We start from the raw sequence: 18,779 nt of genomic DNA on the forward strand, positions 1-18,779 counted from the left end.
CGCCCCGGTAGCCGTTGTGTGCTAGATAGCCCGCATCGGGTAGGTAAAAAACACGAAGTGCAGCAGGTTCAGCCCGAAGTGAGTGGCGATTGCCGCACCCAGCCCGCCGAAGCGCCAGGCCAGGCCATAACCAAGGCCGGCAATCCCCGACAGCAGCACCCAATGCCAGCCGGCGGCCATGTGCGCCAGACCGAACAGCAGCGCAGCCATGACCAGGGCCAGAGTCTGGCCATGGGGCAGTTGTTTGAACCAGCGACTCAAGCCGCCCTGGATGTAGCCGCGAAACAGGGCTTCTTCCACCAGGGTCACCAGCAGTAAATTGTTCAGCACCCATATCCAGCCAGAGGCTGGCCATTTGGGGGCCCAGGTAATCATGCCCAGCAGCATGGCGCCGCCCAGAGCCGCAATCGCCACCAGGGTCAGGGCCATCAACGTGGCGGCAAACGAAACCCGCCAGCCGAAGCGTGGCGCAATCCAGGGGCACACCAGCAATAGCCAGAAACCGATCAGCGGCTTGTCCAGATTGAGGTACAGCGAGAAGGGCACGGCGTCCGGTGTCAGTCGCTCAGGGTTGATGGCGCGGCCATTATGGAAACCGGGTAACCAGTGCAGGGCCAGCGCCAGGGCGAGCAATACAAACAGCCCGTGACCGGCATAACGCAGCCATTGCTGGCGCTGCTGACGGGCTGCGAGCCCGGCCAGGATCAAGGCAAACAACGGGATAAGGGCCTGGGCGGTCAATTGGCCGTAACTCAAGGCCAGGCAGTAGCCCAGGCTCAGAAATGCCAGATAAGGCCATGGCAGAGCAATCATGAAAATCCTTGTAATTGTTAAAAAAACGCCCCGAATGCAGATCGGGGCGCTGAGGATACATCGCGAGACAAGCTCGCTCCTGCACAAGGTTAACCTATGTCGCGGTATACGATCTCACTGACACAACCCCACCTGCAGGAGCGAGCTTTTCTACGGGACCGGCCAGAGGTAGCCAGAGCGTTTCAGGAGGCAATCAACTGGCGCAATACATAGTGCAGGATCCCGCCTGCCTTGAAGTATTCCACCTCATTCAGGGTGTCTATGCGGCACAGCACTTCGATTTTTTCCTGTTGACCATCCTCGCGGGTGATGACCAGCGTCAGGTTCATCCTTGGCTGCAGTTCGGCATCCGTCAGCCCCAGGATATCCAGGGTTTCCTTGCCGGTGAGTTTCAGGTTCCTGCGATTCTGGTCCAGTTTGAATTGCAGCGGCAGCACGCCCATGCCCACCAGGTTCGAGCGGTGGATGCGTTCAAAACTCTCGGCAATCACCGCTTTGACCCCCAGCAGGTTGGTGCCTTTGGCCGCCCAGTCGCGACTGGAACCGGTGCCGTATTCCTGGCCGGCAATCACCACCAGTGGTGTCCCTGCTGCCTGATAACGCATCGCCGCATCATAGATTGGCAGCTTTTCGCCGCTCGGGATGAAGATCGTATTGCCACCTTCTTCGCCGCCGAGCATTTCGTTGCGAATGCGGATGTTGGCAAAGGTGCCGCGCATCATCACTTCATGGTTACCGCGCCGCGAACCATAGGAGTTGAAGTCCCGGGGCTCGACGCCTTTCTCGCGCAGATAGCGTCCGGCCGGGCTGTCCGCCTTGATATTGCCGGCAGGGGAGATGTGGTCGGTGGTGACCGAGTCGCCAAGCAACGCCAGCACCCGGGCACCCTTGACGTCCTTGATCACCGGTAGCGGGCCGTCGATGTCATCGAAGAAAGGGGGATGCTGGATGTAAGTCGAATCTTTCTGCCAGACATAGGTTGCGGCCTGTGGCACCTCAATGGCCTGCCATTGTTCGTCACCGGCAAACACCTCGGCGTATTCCTTGTGGAACATGGCGGTAGTCACCTGTGCCACGGCATCGGCGATTTCTTTCTGGCTCGGCCAGATATCACGCAGGTATACCGGTTTGCCGTCTTTACCGGTGCCCAGCGGTTGAGTGCTGATATCAATACGCACGCTGCCGGCCAGTGCGTAGGCGACCACCAGCGGTGGCGAGGCCAGCCAGTTGGTTTTCACCAGAGGATGCACGCGTCCTTCAAAGTTGCGGTTGCCCGACAACACCGAAGCCACGGTCAGGTCAGACTGGGTGATGGCTTTTTCGATCGGCTCGGGCAACGGCCCGGAGTTGCCTATGCAGGTGGTGCAGCCATAACCCACCAGGGCGAAGCCCAACTGGTCGAGGTACTGGGTCAGGCCTGCGGCCTTGTAGTAGTCAGTCACCACCTTGGAGCCGGGCGCCAGGGAAGTTTTCACCCACGGCTGGCTTTTCAGGCCTTTTTCAACGGCTTTTTTGGCCACCAGCCCGGCAGCCATCATCACACTCGGGTTGGAGGTGTTGGTGCAGGAGGTAATGGCCGCGATCACCACCGCGCCGTTTTTCAGGCGATAGGTCTGACCTTCAACGCTGTAGTCCACTTCACCGATCAAGTCGGCATTGCCCACGGCCACGCCACCACCGCCTTCACTTTCAAGGCGGCCTTCTTCTTTATTGGCCGGTTTGAATTGCAGGCTCATAAACTCGTCAAAAGCCTGGCTGACATTGGGCAGCGAAACCCGGTCTTGGGGGCGCTTTGGCCCGGCCAGGCTGGCTTCGACGCTGCCCATGTCGAGTGCCAGGGTTTCGCTGAAGACCGGCTCTTGGCCTGGCAAGCGCCACAGTCCCTGGGCTTTGCAGTAGGCCTCGACCAGTTTCACGGCGGCCTCGGGGCGCCCGGACAGGCGTAGATAGTCCAGGGTGATTTGATCGACCGGGAAAAACCCGCAGGTGGCGCCATATTCCGGTGCCATGTTGGCAATGGTGGCGCGGTCAGCCAGGGGCAGATCCGCCAGTCCATCGCCGAAAAACTCGACGAACTTGCCGACAACCCCCTTGCTGCGCAGCATTTGCGTCACCGTCAGCACCAGGTCGGTGGCGGTGATGCCTTCTTTGAGTTTGCCGCTGAGTTTGAAACCCACCACTTCCGGGATCAGCATCGAAACCGGCTGGCCGAGCATCGCGGCTTCGGCTTCAATCCCGCCCACGCCCCAGCCCAGTACACCCAGGCCATTGATCATGGTGGTGTGGGAGTCGGTGCCGACCAGGGTGTCCGGGAACGCATAAGTGCGGCCGTCTTCGTCCTTGGTCCAGACTGTCCGTCCCAGGTACTCCAGGTTCACCTGATGGCAAATCCCGGTGCCGGGCGGTACCACGCTGAAATTGTCGAAGGCATCCTGGCCCCAGCGCAGGAACGCATAACGTTCGCCGTTGCGCTCCATCTCAATATCAACGTTTTGTTCAAAGGCACTGGGGCTGGCAAATTTGTCGACCATTACCGAGTGGTCAATCACCAGATCTACCGGGGACAGCGGATTGATTCGCTGTGGATCGCCTCCGGCCCTGGCCATCGCCGCACGCATGGCGGCCAGGTCGACCACCGCCGGCACGCCGGTAAAGTCCTGCATCAACACCCGGGCCGGGCGGTACTGGATTTCCCGGTCGCTGCGCCGCGCCTTGAGCCAGGCGGCCAGTGCCTTGAGATCCGGTTCGGTGACGGTCTTGCCGTCTTCCCAGCGCAGCAGGTTCTCCAGCAGCACTTTGAGCGACATGGGCAGCTGGCTTAAATCCCCCAGTGACTTGGCGGCAAGCGGCAGGCTGAAATAGTGATAAGTCTTATCGTCGACTTTTAGTGTGGCGAGGGTGTTCAGGCTATCAAGGGAGGACATGAAATGACTCCTTTTGATCCGCACGGTACGGATCGTGTGGAACGAACAGAGCTTCTAACGTAGCCCTGAATCATTGATCTGGCTAATAACTGGACTGTCTATAAGGGTTCAAGGTTCCGAACTCAGTTATCATGCTGGCCTTTTCGTGACAGTCCTTGCTCCAAATCAAGGATGCGCAGCCGGCCAATTCCCGCCTGCTGCCCAGGAGTAATTCAATGAACACCGTTTTTATGCACTGCCGGCCCGGTTTTGAGGGAGAAGTCTGCTCCGAAATCGCCGAGCATGCTGCCCGCCTCAATGTCTCTGGTTATGCCAAGGCCAAGCCGAGCAGTGCCTGTGCCGAATTTGTCTGTACCGAAGAAGGCGGCGCCGAACGCCTGATGCGCGGTTTGCGTTTTGCCGAACTGATTTTCCCGCGTCAATGGGCCCGGGGCGGTTTTATCGAACTGCCGGAAACCGACCGCATCAGCGTGATTCTCGGGCACATGGCCGACTTTCCGGTCTGTGGCAGCCTGTGGCTGGAAATGGTCGATACCAATGACGGCAAAGAGCTGTCCAACTTCTGCAAGAAGTTCGATGCTCACCTGCGCAAAGCCCTGATCAAGGCCGGCAAGCTGGTGGAGGACGATGAGCAGAAGCCGCGGCTGCTGTTGACCGTTAAAAGTGGACGCGAACTGTTCCTTGGTCTGGCCGAGTCGAACAACTGTGCCATGTGGCCCATGGGCATCCCGCGGTTGAAATTTCCCCGTGAAGCGCCTAGCCGTTCGACCCTCAAGCTGGAAGAAGCCTGGCACCACTTCATCCCCCGCGACCAGTGGGATGAGCGCCTGCACAGTGACATGACCGGGGTTGACCTTGGCGCAGCGCCCGGCGGCTGGACCTGGCAGTTGGTCAATCGCGGCATGATCGTCACCGCCATCGACAACGGCCCGATGGCAGAAAGCCTGATGGACACCGGACTGGTGCAGCACTTGATGGCGGATGGGTTCACCTTCAAGCCCAGGCAGCCGGTGGACTGGATGGTCTGCGACATCGTGGAAAAGCCTGCGCGTAATGCGGCGATGCTCGAAGAGTGGATCGGCGAAGGTCATTGCCGCGAAGCGGTGGTCAACTTGAAGTTGCCGATGAAGCAGCGTTATGCCGAAGTGCGGCGTTTGCTTGATCGCATTGCTGACGGTTTCAAGGAACGCGGTATCCAGGTCGAAATCGGCTGTAAGCAGCTGTACCACGACCGCGAAGAAGTGACCTGCCATTTGCGTCGACTGGACGTGAAAAAAACCAAATCCCGTTGATTCAGGAGTAACTGATGAGTTTTGCTGATTTGCCGGTTGACGGCACTCTGGACGCTACCGGCCTTAACTGTCCGGAACCGGTGATGATGCTGCACCAGCACATTCGTGACCTGGTACCGGGCGGTTTGCTGAAAGTCATCGCCACCGATCCCTCGACCCGGCGCGACATCTCCAAGTTCTGCGTGTTTCTCGACCACGAACTGGTAGGGCAGCAGGAAGAGGCGGGCAAGTACCTGTACTGGATTCGCAAGAAGCAGGCCTGAGCAAGATCCTGCAGGAGCGAGCTTGCTCGCTCCTGCAGTGTGGGTCTATGCCATGCGAATCCGCTCTTTGGCGCTGCGGGTCAGGCGTACGCTGAGCATCAGCGCCGCGCAGGTCAGGCCCACAATCAGGCCCTGCCACAGCCCGCTGGGGCCATTGGCCGGGCCGAACCAGTCGGTCAGGCCCAGCGCATAGCCCACCGGCAAACCAATCCCCCAATACGCGAACAGGGTCAGGATCATCGTCACCCGCGTGTCCTGATAGCCGCGCAATGCGCCCGCCGCAGTCACCTGAATCACATCCGAAAACTGATACAGGGCGGCAAACATCAACAGCATGGTCGCCACCTCGATCACCAGCGGATCGGCCGTGTAGACGGTGGCAATCTGCTCGCGCAACAACAGGATCAGACTGGCAGAGATGCCCGCCCATACCAGCGCAGTGCCCATACCGACCCCGGCGACGAAACGTGCTTCGCGCGGTTGCTGGCGCCCCAGTGCCTGGCCCACGCGGACGGTGATTGCCATGCCCAGGGAGTAGGGGATCATAAACACCAGCGAGCTGAAGTTCAGAGCGATTTGATGGCCTGCCACCACCGTTGCCCCCAAGCTGCCGATCAACAGGGCAATCACCGCAAAAATGCTCGACTCGGCAAATACTGCAATGCCGATCGGTAGCCCCACACTCAGCAAACGCTTGATGATTGCCCATTGCGGCCATTCAAAACGGCTGTATACCCGGCTCGACTGGTAGATCGCACCACGCCAGGTCCAGGCCACCATGCCCAGGGCCATAAACCACATTACAATGGCCGTCGCCCAGCCACAGCCCACGCCACCCATGGCCGGGACCCCAAAGTGCCCATAAATGAACACGTAGTTGATCGGGATGTTGAGCGCCAGGGCACACAACCCCAGCACCATGCTTGGCCGCGTACGGCCCAGGCCATCACTGAAGTTACGCAGCACGCAATACAGCCCCACCGCCGGCATGCCGCTGGCGATCCCGTGCAAATAGCCCATGCAGGGTTCAATCAGGTCCGGGGCGACTTTCATCAGATGTAACAGCGGCTCTGCACCCAGCAGGATAAATGTCGCACACAGCCCGGTAATCAGCGCCAGCCACAGGGCCTGGCGCACGATCGGGCCGATCTCCCGGTGATTGTTGGCGCCAAAACGCTGGGCAACCTTAGGCGTGGTGGCCAGCAGGATGCCCGACATCAACAGAAACACCGGTATCCAGATCGAATTGCCCAGGGCCACGGCCGCCAGGTCCCGAAGCCCGACGCGTCCGGCCATGACGGCATCGACAAAACCCATGGCCGTGGTGGCCACTTGGGAAATGATGATCGGAAACGCCAGCGCCAATAGCGCCCGCACTTCCGTGCGAACCCGGGCCGGGCGGCTGACAGGGGCGGCAGGGGTGTTATCAGTGACAGAGTTCACAAGCGTGCATCCACAGTGTTTAACGCGCAAAGCCGGCGATTGTACGCCTGCCCCGGAGCTCGGCAAACCTTGAGTTGTAGGGGCTTTGTAAGCGCGATTGAAAGTGCTTGGCACAGCTTGCTGGCCCATTGATGACTACAACGCCTACACTGCCACTCCGCCAAAGGAGCCTGCCATGTTGATTGTTGCTGACGAAAATATTCCGCTGATCGAAGAGTTCTTTGCCGGCTTCGGTGAAATACGCCGTCTGCCGGGACGCCAGATCACGCGTGCAGACGTGCATGCTGCGGATGTGTTGCTGGTGCGCTCGGTGACCAGGGTCGATCGCGATTTGCTGGAAGGCAGTGCGGTACGTTTTGTCGGTACCTGCACCATTGGCACCGACCATTTTGATCTCGATTACTTTGAACAGGCAGGTATTGCGTGGTCCAGTGCCCCGGGCTGCAATGCCCGCGGCGTGGTGGACTATGTGCTCGGCAGCCTGCTGACCCTGGCCGAAATCGAAGGTGTCGATCTTATTCAGCGCACCTACGGGGTTATTGGCGCCGGGCAGGTGGGCGGGCGTCTGGTCGATGTGTTGCGGGCACTGGGCCTCAAGGTACTGGTCTGCGATCCACCGCGCCAGGCGGCTGAAGGTGGCGACTACGTCAGCCTTGAACACATCATCGAGCACTGCGATGTGCTCAGTTTGCATACTCCGTTAAGCACCAGCGGCAGCTTCCCGACCCGGCATTTGCTTGACCGCCAGCGCCTGGACCGGCTCAAGCCGGGGACCTGGCTGATCAACGCCAGTCGCGGTCCGGTGCTCGACAATAAGGCGCTGCGCGAAGTCCTGACCCGGCGCGATGACCTGCAGGCGGTGCTCGATGTGTGGGAGCACGAGCCTGAGGTGGATCTGCAACTGGCGGACATGTGTGTGCTGGCGACGCCTCATATCGCCGGCTACAGCCTGGATGGCAAGCAGCGGGGCACGGCGCAGATCTATCAGGCACTGTGCGACTTCCTCGGGCAGCCGGCTGTGGTCAGCCTGTCAGACTTGTTGCCGGCACCCTGGCTGGCGAGGGTCGCACTGAGTGCCAATACTGATCCGGGCTGGGCCCTGGCCATGCTGTGTCGGGGTGTCTATGACCCGCGTCGCGATGATGCGGACTTTCGCCGCAGCCTGATCGGCAGCGTCGAAGAGCAGAAGCTGGCGTTCGACGGATTACGCAAAAACTATCCGGTACGTCGTGAGATAGAAGGCCTGGAGGTGCATGTCGAGGGCGAGTCGGTGGCCTTGAAGCAATTGGTCAAGGCGCTGGGCGGGGTGTTGGTTTAAGCACCGGGCACAAAAAAACGGCCCTTTCAGCGGGGCCGTTGTATGTTCTGAGCGCTGTTGCAGGAGTGGGCCGCGCGACGCATGGAACCCGGTTAAACCCTGTCGCCTGCATCGCGGGCAAGCCGCGCTCCCGCCGAGGATCAGTCTTTGTGCACAGGTTTGACCAGACGCAGCTCCAGTTCGTGGCAGGCGTCCTGAATCATCTCTTCAGTGATCGAAATTTCCTGGCCATTTTCATCGATAATGGCGCACCCCAGTGATTGCTTGGCTTGCGTACGAATCACTGGAACCGCTTGAGCATTGTGTTGCAAATCCATGGCCTGTCTCCTCATCAGGGTGTCTCGCTACTTTAGGTCCGTTTAGTGACCAAGCTGTGACATGGCTTGGCGACGGACCCAGTCCAACAGAAATATCCTGAAACTTCCACCCTCACTTTAGAACGATAATGCCTATGGCTTGTTGTCTCAGGTCATATTCAAAACGATTGAGAAAGGTTTAGCTCTGCGCAGCTGACTTCGTTGTAGGCTGTTTCACGCTTTCTTCTGGATGCCTTCCATGCTTTCTTCGCGTCAACGCCGGGCCATTCGCTTGGCCGCCCATTTTGTAGCGCCTTATCGTTGGCAGGCGGTGGGTGCCTTGCTGGCCCTGATCGTCACTGCGGGTGTCACCCTTTCGATGGGGCAGGGCATTCGTCTGCTGGTCGACAAAGGCTTCATGACCCAGTCGCCACACTTGCTCAACCAGTCCATCGGTTATTTTCTGCTGCTGGTGCTGGCTTTGTCGGTGGGTACATTTGTGCGCTTCTATCTGGTGTCCTGGATTGGCGAACGGGTGGTGGCTGATATCCGGCGACAGGTGTTCAACCACCTGATCGGCCTGCATCCGGGCTTTTATGAGAACAATCGCAGTTCGGAAATCCAGTCGCGGCTGACCACCGACACCACGCTGTTGCAATCGGTGATCGGGTCGTCCTTGTCCCTGTTCCTGCGCAACAGCCTGATGGTGATAGGTGGTGTGATCCTGCTGTTTATCACCAATCCCAAACTCACCAGCATCGTGGTGGTCGCGCTGCCACTGGTACTGGTGCCGATCCTGTTCTTTGGTCGCCGCGTGCGTACCTTGTCGCGCCAGAGCCAGGATCGTATCGCCGATGTCGGCAGCTACGTGGCCGAAGCCCTGGGCCAGATCAAAACGGTCCAGGCTTACAACCACCAACAGCAGGATCAACAGCGCTTTGCCAGCACCGTCGAAAATGCATTTGCCACCGCCCGCAAACGCATCCTGCAGCGCTCATGGCTGATTACCCTGGTGATCCTGCTGGTGCTGGGGGCGGTCGGCGTGATGCTGTGGGTCGGTGGCATGGACGTGATCGCGGGGCGCATTACCGGCGGCGAGCTGGCGGCATTCGTGTTTTACAGCCTGATCGTCGGCAGTGCCTTTGGCACCCTGAGCGAGGTGATCGGCGAGCTGCAACAGGCTGCGGGAGCAGCTGAGCGAATTGCCGAACTGCTGCAATCGAAAAGCCTGATCATGGCGCCGAGCAGCGATTTGCTGGTATTGCCCCGGCGGGTGGCCGGTAACCTGCAGCTTGAGAACCTGTACTTTTCTTATCCGTCACGGCCTGAAAGCTATGCCATTGAAGGGCTGAGCCTAACGATCAATGCGGGCGAAACCCTGGCTCTGGTGGGGCCATCGGGGGCAGGCAAGTCGACGTTGTTCGATTTGCTGCTGCGTTTTTACGATCCCCAGGCGGGCCAGGTCCTGCTTGAAGGCCTGCCCATTACCCGGCTGGACCCCCACGACCTGCGCCGTTGCTTTGCACTGGTGGCGCAAACCCCGGCCCTGTTTTTCGGCACCATTGAAGACAACATCCGCTATGGCAATGCCCTGGCTACCGACGCCCAGGTCGAAGCCGCGGCACGGATTGCCCATGCCCACGATTTCATACAGCAAATGCCCGAGGGTTATAAAACCCATCTGGGAGATGGCGGTCTGGGCTTGTCTGGCGGGCAGCGTCAACGGTTGGCCATTGCCCGGGCGCTGCTGGTGGATGCGCCGATTCTGCTACTGGATGAGGCCACCAGTGCCCTCGATGCGCAAAGTGAGCACTTGATCCAGCAAGCCCTGCCGAGCCTGATGCAAGGCCGCACCACGCTGGTCATCGCCCACCGCCTGGCCACCGTACAAAATGCCGACCGGATTGCGGTGATGGATCAGGGCAAGCTGGTGGCGATAGGTACCCACGCGCAATTGATCGCCAGCAACCCGCTGTATGCGCGGCTGGCGGCGTTGCAGTTCAATGTGGATATGGGCACGCAATGACGTGTAGGAGCGAGCTTGCTCGCGAGCTCTTTAAACAGCTCGCGAGCAAGCTCGCTCCTACAGATTTTTAGCGGTATTCACACAGGTAAGCAGTCTCAACCACGACCTTGAGCTGGAACTTGCTGTTGGCCGGTACGTTGAACTGGCTGCCGGTGGCGAAAGTCTGCCACTGCTCGCTGCCTGGCAGCTTGACGCTCAACTCGCCCGATACCACGTGCATGATTTCGCGCTCGGCGGTGCCGAACTCGTATTCACCCGGGGCCATGACGCCAATGGTGGCTTTGCCTTCGGCTTGTGCGAAGGCAATCGACTTGACGGTACCGTCGAAGTATTCGTTGACTTTAAACATGGCGATTCCTCGGAATGGGCTAAAAAGGGCTGGCCAGTATGCAGAAGCCGTTTTATCCCGTCACGCCATTTTATGGCCGCTAAACCTTGAGGATCAGCGGCAACAGGCGGGCAGTGTTACGGGCATCTTCCAGTGCCCGATGCTGCTGCCCGTTGAACTGCATGCCTGCCAGTTGCAGGGCACTGTTAAGCCCCGGCGCACTCTTTAGCTGGCGGGCCTGGGCAAATTGCTGCTTGAGGTTCATGTGTGGCAAACGAGCCAGCGCGCTGTCGAGTTTTTTCTGCTGCCATTCCTGCTCCAGCTGCTTGCGGTCGTAGTCACCCCAGCTGGCCCAGCCTTCAAGTTTGGGCAGGTGCTGGCCGAGCCAGCGCTCGAACTGCTCCCAGACCTGCGGCAGCGGAGCCCCGGCATCAATATTGGCCTGGGTGATACGGGTCAGATGACGGCAAAAAGGGGTCAGCAGCGGACGCCGTTGCGGGCGGATAAAGCGCTGGAAGTGGTCCACCTCCCGCCCGGCTCGAGTGACTACACTGGCGCCGATTTCAATGACTTCCATTTCTTCTATCGGCCAGCCGCCATCATCGGTAGTCGCTTCCAGGTCAATAACCAGCCAGTGAGGCATGTGCAGCTTCCTTAAACAGCATCGGCGTTGAGAAGGGGAGCGTAGCTAAAGCAGCGCAAATTTGTAGTGGGCCGGTCCGGCTCTTGCTTGATAACCTGTGCACCCTTAAATTACGCGCACGCATGATGTCAGGTTGTGCGCAGATCAATAAGTTCCAGTGATGGGCTCGACCAGGGGTGCATGGCTTTGAAGTGTTTGCCAGTGTGGATGGTCCATTGTGCAGTGCTGTCCTTGGGCACATTTTTTCTGACACCCGCCTGGGCTGTCCAGGAAGTCAGAGTGGGGGCGGCCCATTTTCCGCCCTATACCGTGCGCCCGGAAATCGGCGTCGATACCGGCCTGTTGCCGCAACTGCTCGACGCCCTGAATCAATTGCAGGGGGACTACCACTTCGTCATCGTCCCTACCTCCAATGCTCGGCGCTACCGTGAGTTCGAGCAGGGGCGCATGGACATGGTGCTATTCGAAAACCCGACCTGGGGCTGGAATACCATTGCGCATAATCCGGTAGACATGGGGCTGGAAGATGTCGAAGTGTTTGTCGCCAAGCGCCAGCCTGGCCGTGGGCAAACCTATTTTGGCGACCTGGCCAACAAGCGGCTCGCGCTCTTTAACGGCTATCACTATGCCTTTGCCGGATTCAATACTTCGCCCAAGGCCCTGACCGAAAAATTCCACGCCAGCCTGACTTACTCCCACGCCAGCAATTTACAGATGGTCCTGCGCGGGCGGGCAGATATCGCGCTGATTACCCGTTCCCATCTCATCGACCTGCTGAACAAGAATCCGCAGATTGAACCAACGGTGCTGGTGTCCGACCGGGTCGACTATATCTACCATCACTACGCATTATTGAGTCCCCGGGCGCCGATCCAGGGTGCGCAGTTGGCGAAGATGCTGCAGGCGCTGCGTGACAATGGCCAGTTTGCCTCGATCTTCGCGCCTTATAAAATTGCCCAGGTACCCGCGCAAATACCCGGGGCCCAGGCCGTACCCTAGGGGCGCCGGGTATTTGCCGGAGCGGGTTGCTGCAGGTGGGGGGTCTCAGTGTCTGGCAAAGATATCCGGCTGGGTTCCCGACACTTTTCGGCAATGCACCAGCGCATCCCGAATCATGAAGTTCACCAGGGTCGGTGATACTCCCAATTCCTTGGCGATATCTTTTTGCTGCACGCCGTGCAGGCGATACATCTCGAAGGCATAACGGGTGCGGCTCGGCAGTTCGGTCAGGGCGACCGCGATGTGCTCCAGCGTCGAAAAATTGATGTGCGAGGTTTCTGGAGACGCGCCGTGAATGACCACATTCAAACCTTCCTCTTCAGTTCCCGAATACTTCTGTTCGAGCGCCTGCTTGCGGTAGTGGTCAATCGCCAGGTTGCGCACGATCTGGAACAAGTAACTCAGTTGCGCCTTGAATGATGAAGTGATCTGCGGCGCAGACTGCAAGCGGAAGAAAGCGTCCTGCACCACATCTTCAGCCCTGGATCGGCAGCCGGTGATACGAGCTGCGATTTTGACCAGGATCAGCCGGTTATCAACGAAGGCTTGGAGTAGGGGTGAGTCGCACCTGCTTGTGGACACTTGTTCCGTCATGGAGATCACCTGTTGCGAGTGAATGAGTGCAGGGCTCGGTAAGCGTCCTACACAGCTCGCAACAAATTAGGCTGAATGATAATTATTGTCAATTGAGAAAGAGAATTAATGACGCTTGAAATGGAGGATTGAGAGGTTGTTCACATCGCCCGGCGGTGCCTCTAAAACGCCACTATTGGCCGGTCCCATGATCTGTCCGGCACAACCGTTCTCAAGGCAAATCTGCAGGAGCGAGCTTGCTCCTGCAGGCATTGCGGGGTTATTTGGGACCGAGGATTTTCACCAGTTTGTCCGGTGACGGTGCGCCTTGCTGCTGTTGCAGGTTGCCTTGCTCGTCGAGGTAGAAAATCGCCGGGGTGGCCGACACATCGAGGTCAGTCATCAACTGTGCATTGGCATCCAGCTTGGCTTGAACGTCAGCCGGGATCTTGGTCAGGGGCTTGAGCTTGCTGGCCTTGCCGGCTTGCTCATGTTCGTGCAGGGCCTGCTGCGGGTCTTTGGCGGCCAGCAACGCAGCAGATTTTGCCGGGCTGTCTTCGCGGATGATGCCGACCATGATATGGCGCAGCTGTACCTTGCCCGACTCTACCCATGGACGGGCCTGTTCCCAGAACATGTTGCAGTACGGGCAGTTCGGGTCGCTGAACAGGTAAACGATGCGCGGTGCATCTTTCTTGCCGTCGGCAATCCAGTTGCTCTTTTCCATATTGGCCCAGACCTGCTTGGCCATCGGCTCGTACACCAGCTTTTGCAGCGGTGCCAGGCTCAGGTCCTTGCCATCAGCGTCATACAGATTGCCCACCAGCACGTTTTTGCCATCCGGGGTCAGATACAGGGCCATGCCACGGTTCTGGTACTGGGCGGCATAGCCACGCATGCCGCTGGGCGCATCGAAACTGCCAATGATTTTTGCACCTTTGGCTTCAATCTTCTTGATCGGCGCCGGCCACTCTTCAGCGTGCACCAGCGACGATTGCAGCAGGGCGGCGCCCAGCAGGGTGGTTATGCTCAGGTTTAGCAGTTTGCGGTTAAACATTTTTGCAGATTCCTAGCAGGGTCGGCCTGGTGGGCCGACATTGAATTGTTCTGATCGAAGCTTTCCAGCGCACGGGCCAGGCTGGCTTCGGACAGCTCGCCCAGATGACTGCCCAGCAGGCGGCCTTCAGGACTGTAGAACAGGGTAGTGGGCAGGGCCATCGAACCCACTTTTTGTGCCAGTTGGCCGCCGCTGTCGAACAGCACGTTGCTGAGGTTCAGACCTTGGGTTTCAAGGAAGGTGCTGACGCTCTGCATGCTCTCGCCCTGATTGACGAACAGGAAGGTCACGTCCTGGTGTTGATGCTGAGCGTTTTGCAGCACCGGCATTTCCCGGCGGCAAGGCGGACACCAGGTGGCCCACAGGTTGATGACCAGCGGGCCGCCCTGATAACTGCTCAGTTGCACCGATTCGCCACTGGCATTGCGCAACACCAGTTCGGGCATGCGTGTGCCTTGTTCGTAGAGGCTGGACGAGAACGTGGCCAGCAGCCAGAACGCCAGGCCAGTACCCAGCCCCCAGCCCAGAGGGCGCCGCAGCCCCTGGCGGCGCCAGCCCCAGATCACTGCGCCGATCACCACCGCCAATAACCCCGGCCACAACACAAAACCACCGTCGCGCAGGTCGAGAATCTGCAGCAGGTCCTTCTGGAAGTAGCGCCAGTAGCTGATCACAAAGCCGATGCGGGCCACCAGCAAACCCAGCAAGAACAGGCTGAACAACACTGACTCAGGGTTTTCGCCACCGCGTTTGGCCACCCGCCAACCCACCAGCGTCGCCAGGGCGAGCGCCAGTATCAGCAGTAAGTGGTTGATGGCCAGGGCAAATGAACCAATGGTCAGAGTGAGCATTTAGAGGAGTTCCCGAGTGGCATTCCAGTTATTCAAAAAGGTCTCGGCGTTGACTTCGCCGGTGATGCGTTGCCCACGTCGCTCTGCACCGTCGGGGCCGATCCAGATGAAGCTGGGAGGCCCGGGGACTTGATAGCGGCTGAGCAATTCGCGGCTGGCGACATTATCGGCGGTCACATCAAGACGCAACAGGCGCACGCCCTCTAGCGCCTGCATCACCTGAGGCTTGGCAAAGACCTGTTTTTCCATGACCTTGCAGGACACACACCAGTCGGCGTAGTAATCGAACAACACCCATTGCCCTTGTTCCTTGGCACTGGCCAGTTCGCGCTCGAGGCTGGCGGGGTCCTTGATGGTGATGAAGGCATCATGGGCAGTCGTGGCGCTGCTGCCGGCGACTGTTTTGGCGGTATACACCTGCAACGGTTGCCACAGATCGGAACCGCCACCGGCTGCTCCCACCAGTAACAGGCTGCCCCACAGACCGGCCAGCAGACTGAGCGGGCTGAACAGCATTCTGGCGCGCAGGAAGGTCTGCGCCTGTTGCCACAGGCTGCACGCCACCAGAACCAGCAACACGCCCCACAAGCCGACCCACAGGGATTCGTCAAGCACCGGGCGGACCAGCAGCAGGGCCGTGCCCAAGAACAGGAAGCCGAACAGGCCTTTCATCAGGTTCATCCAGGCCCCAGGCTTGGGCAGGAAGCGGCTGCCGACGGTGACCAGCAGCAACAGTGGAACGCCGATGCCGAGCCCCATCACAAACAGCACTAGGCCACCTTGCACGGCATTGCCGCTTTGCGCGATATACAGCAGGGCGCCGGCCAGCGGGGCGGTCATGCACGGGCCGACCAGCAAGCCGGACAGTGCGCCAAGAATGCCCGCACCCAGCAGGCTCCCGCCTTTACGCCCGCGGCCGGCGGTTTCCAGCCGGTCACGCAGCGCTGCGGGCAATTGCAGTTCGAAGAAGCCAAACATTGGCAGCGACAGCACCACGAACAGGGCGGCAAAGCTGCCCAGTAACCAGGGTTGTTGCAGCAGTGATTGCAAGTTGGCGCCTAGCAGTGCGGCCAGCACGCCCAGCCCGGCATATACCAGCGCCATGCTGATGACGTAACTGCCTGCCACTGCAAAGCCGCGTCCGGCGCTGGCGCCGCTGCCCACCACCAGTCCGGCCAGAATCGGCAGCATCGGCAGCGAGCACGGGGTAAAGGCCAGCAACAGGCCCAAACCGAAGAACAGCAGCAAGCTCCAGCCCAGCGAGCTCTGTTGCAAGCTGGCGGCCAGGGACTGGTCCTGAGCCTGGCCTTGCGCTGCAACCGGTGCAGTGCCGCCCAGGTCCACTGTCTGGCTCTGCGGCGGGTAGCACAGGCCGGCATCGGCACAGCCTTGCCAGCTGACTTTGACCTGGCCGCTGGCACCTGCCGGAATCAGCAATTCAAGGCTGTCGCGATAGACCTGGGTCTCGCCAAAAAACTCGTCGCTGTGTTCCTGCCCTTGTGGCAGCGCAGGCTTGTGCGCTTCGTCCAGGCCGTCAAACTTCAAGCGCTTTTGATACAGGTAATAGGTGTCGGCGACCTTCCAGTGCAGGCGGGTTTCGCCGGACGGCATGGCTTCAGAGCTGAACTCGAAGGCTTTATTGGCAGGCAGGAAGTCGGGCTGTGCGAAAGGATCGTCCGTGCCCTTGGCTTGAGCCAGACCGGCGAAACACACCAGCAACAAAGTCATCAACAAACGCATCTTTAAAACCTTAAGCAATCACAAGTGGCGCTACAGTGCTGGCAACCCATTAACTGATTATTAAACGTTGTACAGTCAGTTGGCCCGCCATCGGCCCTTTAACGGCATAATCGGGCCTTAATCCTGTCGCCTTTTAATCGGCCACATTTACGCGGGTATCAGCATGCATGTACTGGTTTGCGAAGATGACGAACTGATCGCCAGCGGCATTGTGGCCGGGCTCACGGCTCAGGGCCTGACGGTGGAGCACGTAGGCACCGCAGCAGCGGCCAGGGCCATGCTCAAAGTGGCGGAGTTCGATGTGATGGTGCTCGACCTCGGCCTGCCGGATGAAGACGGCCTCAAGCTGTTGCAACAGCTGCGTCAGCAAGGCTTCGAGCTGCCGGTACTGGTGCTCACCGCACGGGACTCGGTGACTGACCGGGTCGATGGCCTGCAGGCCGGAGCCGATGATTACCTGCTCAAGCCCTTTGATCTGCGCGAGCTCGCGGCCCGTTTGCACACCCTGTTGCGCCGGGTGGCCGGGCGCAGCGTCAATCTGATCGAGCATGGTCAGCTGAGCTATGACCCCAGCAGCCGCGTGACCCTGCTTGCCGGTCAGCCGGTGGACTTGTCACGTCGGGAGCAGGCGCTGTTGCAAGCCTTGCTGCACAACCGTGGTCGGGTGCTGTCCAGCGAGCAGCTCAAGGACAGCATTTATGGCTTTGGCGACGAACTGGAGAGCAATGCCCTGAACGTACATATCCATCACCTGCGCCGAAAGCTGGGCAATGGCATTGTCGAAACCGTCCGTGGTCTGGGCTATCGCCTGGGCCCGGCCGATGGTGTCGGGCAGCCATGATGAGTATGCGACTGCGTTTGAGCCTGACCATCGGCTCGGCGTTCGTGCTGGTCTGGGCCCTGGCCGCCGCCTGGATGCTCAGCGACCTGCGTCAACAAATGATGTTCTCCCTTGATCAGCGGCTGGTGGCATCGGCGCGGATGGTGGCGGGGTTGCTGGAGCAGCTGCCGCAATTACCGGTCAAAGGCGAGGGCACCCATTTCAGCGCTGAACAACTGACCATCCCGGGTGGCATGGCCTGTCAGGTCAGCTCCCTGCGCGGCGAGATTCTGGCCCGCAGCCACAACAATCCGGACCAGCCAATGCAGTCCGAGGCGGCCGGTTTCCATGATCAGGTCATCGATGGTGCCGTGTGGCGCACTTTCACCCTGGACCGCGGCGATGTACGCATCACCACCGCTGACCGTCAGGTCGAACGCGAAGCGCTGAACCTCTCGGTATTGCTTGCGGCCTCGGTGCCGGTGGGCATGGCGTTGATGGTTTGCCTGCTGTTGTTGTGGCTGGGTATCGGTCAGGGACTGGCGCCTCTCAAGCGCATGCGTGAAGCCTTGATGCGCCGCGATGCCGATTCGTTGCAGCCCTTGCAGATCGAACCGCTGCCCAGTGAACTTAAACCGCTGCTCGACTCCCAGAACCAGCTGTTGTCGCGCATCGCCAAAGCCATCGAGCGCGAGCGTCGCCTCACGGGGGATGCTGCCCATGAACTGCGCAGCCCGCTGACGGCGATCAAGACCCATCTGCAAGTGGCGCGCATGACCGAAGGCGCCGCGCGTGACAAGTCCCTGGCCCACGCTGAGGCCGCCACTGACCGCTTGCATCGAACCCTTGAACAATTGCTGCTGCTGGCGCGGGTGGAGGGCAGTTTGTCGTTCGATGACGGTGTGCTGTGTTCGGCCGAGCAGGTGGCACGCCTGGCCATCCACGATGCCGCGAGCGGGGCGGCCGAGCGCATTGACCTGCAACTGCCAGAAGGATTGCCGGGCACGGCGCTGGAGGTGCCTTCGGTACTGGCCATTGCCGCATTGCGCAACCTGTTGGACAACGCCCTGCGTCACACCCCGGCAGATACCCAGGTCGAACTGCAACTGCGGGTTGAGGGCCGCTCGGTGCATTTTGTGGTGCGCGACCACGGGCCGGGCATCCCCCCGCAAACCCTGCAACACATGACCCAGCGCTTCTGGCGCAATGGCAACAGCAACGGCTGTGGCCTGGGGCTGGCCATTGTGCAGGCGATAGTCGAGCGGTGTGGCGGCGACCTGAACTTCGACAGTCGACCGGACGGGTTGCGGGTTGACCTGCGGATGCCGTTGAAAACCCCTTGAGCTGCCTATGTGAGCCGGCTTGCCAGCGATATTGGCACCTCGGACTATCT

General features: G+C 59.8%; 17 protein-coding genes. 7 read left to right on the forward strand and 10 right to left on the reverse strand.

Annotation, left to right across the window (positions count from 1 at the left end; all coding sequences use genetic code 11):
* Window positions 1–21 precede the first annotated feature (21 nt).
* Both JQ848_RS08225 and acnA read right to left on the reverse strand, forming a co-directional pair.
* Entirely contained in the window at window positions 22–813 is a 792-nt protein-coding gene (locus JQ848_RS08225) for a CPBP family intramembrane glutamic endopeptidase (RefSeq protein WP_003447228.1), read from the reverse strand.
* A 182-nt stretch (window positions 814–995) separates the two neighbouring features.
* Window positions 996–3,737 (reverse strand): aconitate hydratase AcnA, encoded by a 2,742-nt coding sequence (gene acnA / locus JQ848_RS08230; RefSeq protein WP_202210460.1) that lies wholly within the window; start codon window positions 3,735–3,737, stop codon window positions 996–998.
* Window positions 3,738–3,952: 215 nt separating this feature from the next.
* Here acnA and rlmM point away from each other — a divergent pair, with 215 nt between their 5' ends.
* Entirely contained in the window at window positions 3,953–5,029 is a 1,077-nt protein-coding gene (gene rlmM / locus JQ848_RS08235; RefSeq protein ID WP_003447232.1) for a 23S rRNA (cytidine(2498)-2'-O)-methyltransferase RlmM, read from the forward strand.
* Between the two features lie 14 nt (window positions 5,030–5,043).
* Window positions 5,044–5,292, forward strand: coding sequence for a sulfurtransferase TusA (gene tusA / locus JQ848_RS08240; RefSeq protein WP_202210461.1), 249 nt, complete (start codon window positions 5,044–5,046; stop codon window positions 5,290–5,292).
* Between the two features lie 45 nt (window positions 5,293–5,337).
* Here the strand turns inward: tusA and JQ848_RS08245 are convergent, their stop codons facing one another.
* On the reverse strand, window positions 5,338–6,735 hold the full coding sequence (locus tag JQ848_RS08245; RefSeq protein ID WP_202210462.1) for an MATE family efflux transporter: 1,398 nt from the start codon (window positions 6,733–6,735) through the stop codon (window positions 5,338–5,340).
* A gap of 175 nt (window positions 6,736–6,910) precedes the next feature.
* Here JQ848_RS08245 and pdxB point away from each other — a divergent pair, with 175 nt between their 5' ends.
* The gene (gene pdxB / locus JQ848_RS08250) at window positions 6,911–8,053 is read left to right on the forward strand and encodes a 4-phosphoerythronate dehydrogenase PdxB (protein WP_003447236.1); all 1,143 of its coding nucleotides are present in this window, start codon (window positions 6,911–6,913) and stop codon (window positions 8,051–8,053) included.
* 140 nt (window positions 8,054–8,193) lie between these two features.
* On the opposite strand, the gene JQ848_RS08255 is transcribed toward pdxB, so the two are convergent.
* Window positions 8,194–8,370, reverse strand: coding sequence for a PA1571 family protein (locus JQ848_RS08255; protein ID WP_003447239.1), 177 nt, complete (start codon window positions 8,368–8,370; stop codon window positions 8,194–8,196).
* A 229-nt stretch (window positions 8,371–8,599) separates the two neighbouring features.
* Here JQ848_RS08255 and JQ848_RS08260 point away from each other — a divergent pair, with 229 nt between their 5' ends.
* A complete protein-coding gene (locus JQ848_RS08260; RefSeq protein WP_165439657.1) occupies window positions 8,600–10,375 on the forward strand; it encodes an ABC transporter transmembrane domain-containing protein in 1,776 nt (591 codons plus the stop codon).
* A gap of 67 nt (window positions 10,376–10,442) precedes the next feature.
* Here the strand turns inward: JQ848_RS08260 and ppnP are convergent, their stop codons facing one another.
* Together ppnP and JQ848_RS08270 are read right to left on the reverse strand one after the other, a co-directional pair.
* Window positions 10,443–10,724, reverse strand: coding sequence for a pyrimidine/purine nucleoside phosphorylase (gene ppnP / locus JQ848_RS08265; RefSeq protein WP_010656155.1), 282 nt, complete (start codon window positions 10,722–10,724; stop codon window positions 10,443–10,445).
* Window positions 10,725–10,803: 79 nt separating this feature from the next.
* A complete protein-coding gene (locus JQ848_RS08270) occupies window positions 10,804–11,346 on the reverse strand; it encodes a 3'-5' exonuclease (protein WP_003447245.1) in 543 nt (180 codons plus the stop codon).
* Window positions 11,347–11,526: 180 nt separating this feature from the next.
* Here JQ848_RS08270 and JQ848_RS08275 point away from each other — a divergent pair, with 180 nt between their 5' ends.
* Entirely contained in the window at window positions 11,527–12,345 is an 819-nt protein-coding gene (locus JQ848_RS08275) for a substrate-binding periplasmic protein (RefSeq protein ID WP_369826376.1), read from the forward strand.
* Window positions 12,346–12,390: 45 nt separating this feature from the next.
* On the opposite strand, the gene JQ848_RS08280 is transcribed toward JQ848_RS08275, so the two are convergent.
* From JQ848_RS08280 to dsbD, 4 genes are all read right to left on the reverse strand, one after another.
* Window positions 12,391–12,939: an RNA polymerase factor sigma-70 gene (locus tag JQ848_RS08280; RefSeq protein ID WP_003447249.1), complete on the reverse strand. Its 549-nt coding sequence runs from the start codon at window positions 12,937–12,939 to the stop codon at window positions 12,391–12,393.
* A gap of 259 nt (window positions 12,940–13,198) precedes the next feature.
* On the reverse strand, window positions 13,199–13,975 hold the full coding sequence (gene dsbG, locus JQ848_RS08285; protein WP_003447252.1) for a thiol:disulfide interchange protein DsbG: 777 nt from the start codon (window positions 13,973–13,975) through the stop codon (window positions 13,199–13,201).
* Window positions 13,954–14,826, reverse strand: coding sequence for a TlpA disulfide reductase family protein (locus JQ848_RS08290; RefSeq protein ID WP_003447255.1), 873 nt, complete (start codon window positions 14,824–14,826; stop codon window positions 13,954–13,956). Before JQ848_RS08290 ends, dsbG begins: the two co-directional genes overlap by 22 nt.
* The gene (gene dsbD, locus JQ848_RS08295; protein ID WP_003447258.1) at window positions 14,827–16,566 is read right to left on the reverse strand and encodes a protein-disulfide reductase DsbD; all 1,740 of its coding nucleotides are present in this window, start codon (window positions 16,564–16,566) and stop codon (window positions 14,827–14,829) included.
* A gap of 163 nt (window positions 16,567–16,729) precedes the next feature.
* Between dsbD and JQ848_RS08300 the strand changes: the two genes are divergently transcribed.
* Both JQ848_RS08300 and JQ848_RS08305 read left to right on the forward strand, forming a co-directional pair.
* A complete protein-coding gene (locus JQ848_RS08300; protein WP_003447260.1) occupies window positions 16,730–17,407 on the forward strand; it encodes a response regulator in 678 nt (225 codons plus the stop codon).
* A complete protein-coding gene (locus JQ848_RS08305) occupies window positions 17,404–18,729 on the forward strand; it encodes an ATP-binding protein (protein ID WP_029612472.1) in 1,326 nt (441 codons plus the stop codon). The genes JQ848_RS08300 and JQ848_RS08305 overlap by 4 nt, the downstream gene beginning before the upstream one ends.
* Window positions 18,730–18,779 lie beyond the last annotated feature (50 nt).

Source organism: Pseudomonas paraversuta (assembly GCF_904067025.1).
Lineage (GTDB): Bacteria > Pseudomonadota > Gammaproteobacteria > Pseudomonadales > Pseudomonadaceae > Aquipseudomonas > Aquipseudomonas paraversuta.

Excerpts from the sequence above, each read along its gene's own strand:
- JQ848_RS08255 (WP_003447239.1), bottom strand. The coding sequence starts at position 8,370 with ATGGATTTGCAACACAATGCTCAAGCGGTTCCAGTGATTCGTACGCAA.
- dsbG (WP_003447252.1), bottom strand. The coding sequence starts at position 13,975 with ATGTTTAACCGCAAACTGCTAAACCTGAGCATAACCACCCTGCTGGGC.
- JQ848_RS08260 (WP_165439657.1), top strand. The coding sequence starts at position 8,600 with ATGCCTTCCATGCTTTCTTCGCGTCAACGCCGGGCCATTCGCTTGGCC.
- JQ848_RS08225 (WP_003447228.1), bottom strand. The coding sequence starts at position 813 with ATGATTGCTCTGCCATGGCCTTATCTGGCATTTCTGAGCCTGGGCTAC.
- JQ848_RS08275 (WP_369826376.1), top strand. The coding sequence starts at position 11,527 with ATGGCTTTGAAGTGTTTGCCAGTGTGGATGGTCCATTGTGCAGTGCTG.
- JQ848_RS08280 (WP_003447249.1), bottom strand. The coding sequence starts at position 12,939 with ATGACGGAACAAGTGTCCACAAGCAGGTGCGACTCACCCCTACTCCAA.
- JQ848_RS08290 (WP_003447255.1), bottom strand. The coding sequence starts at position 14,826 with ATGCTCACTCTGACCATTGGTTCATTTGCCCTGGCCATCAACCACTTA.
- ppnP (WP_010656155.1), bottom strand. The coding sequence starts at position 10,724 with ATGTTTAAAGTCAACGAATACTTCGACGGTACCGTCAAGTCGATTGCC.
- rlmM (WP_003447232.1), top strand. The coding sequence starts at position 3,953 with ATGAACACCGTTTTTATGCACTGCCGGCCCGGTTTTGAGGGAGAAGTC.
- acnA (WP_202210460.1), bottom strand. The coding sequence starts at position 3,737 with ATGTCCTCCCTTGATAGCCTGAACACCCTCGCCACACTAAAAGTCGAC.
- JQ848_RS08305 (WP_029612472.1), top strand. The coding sequence starts at position 17,404 with ATGATGAGTATGCGACTGCGTTTGAGCCTGACCATCGGCTCGGCGTTC.
- dsbD (WP_003447258.1), bottom strand. The coding sequence starts at position 16,566 with ATGCGTTTGTTGATGACTTTGTTGCTGGTGTGTTTCGCCGGTCTGGCT.
- tusA (WP_202210461.1), top strand. The coding sequence starts at position 5,044 with ATGAGTTTTGCTGATTTGCCGGTTGACGGCACTCTGGACGCTACCGGC.
- pdxB (WP_003447236.1), top strand. The coding sequence starts at position 6,911 with ATGTTGATTGTTGCTGACGAAAATATTCCGCTGATCGAAGAGTTCTTT.
- JQ848_RS08270 (WP_003447245.1), bottom strand. The coding sequence starts at position 11,346 with ATGCCTCACTGGCTGGTTATTGACCTGGAAGCGACTACCGATGATGGC.
- JQ848_RS08300 (WP_003447260.1), top strand. The coding sequence starts at position 16,730 with ATGCATGTACTGGTTTGCGAAGATGACGAACTGATCGCCAGCGGCATT.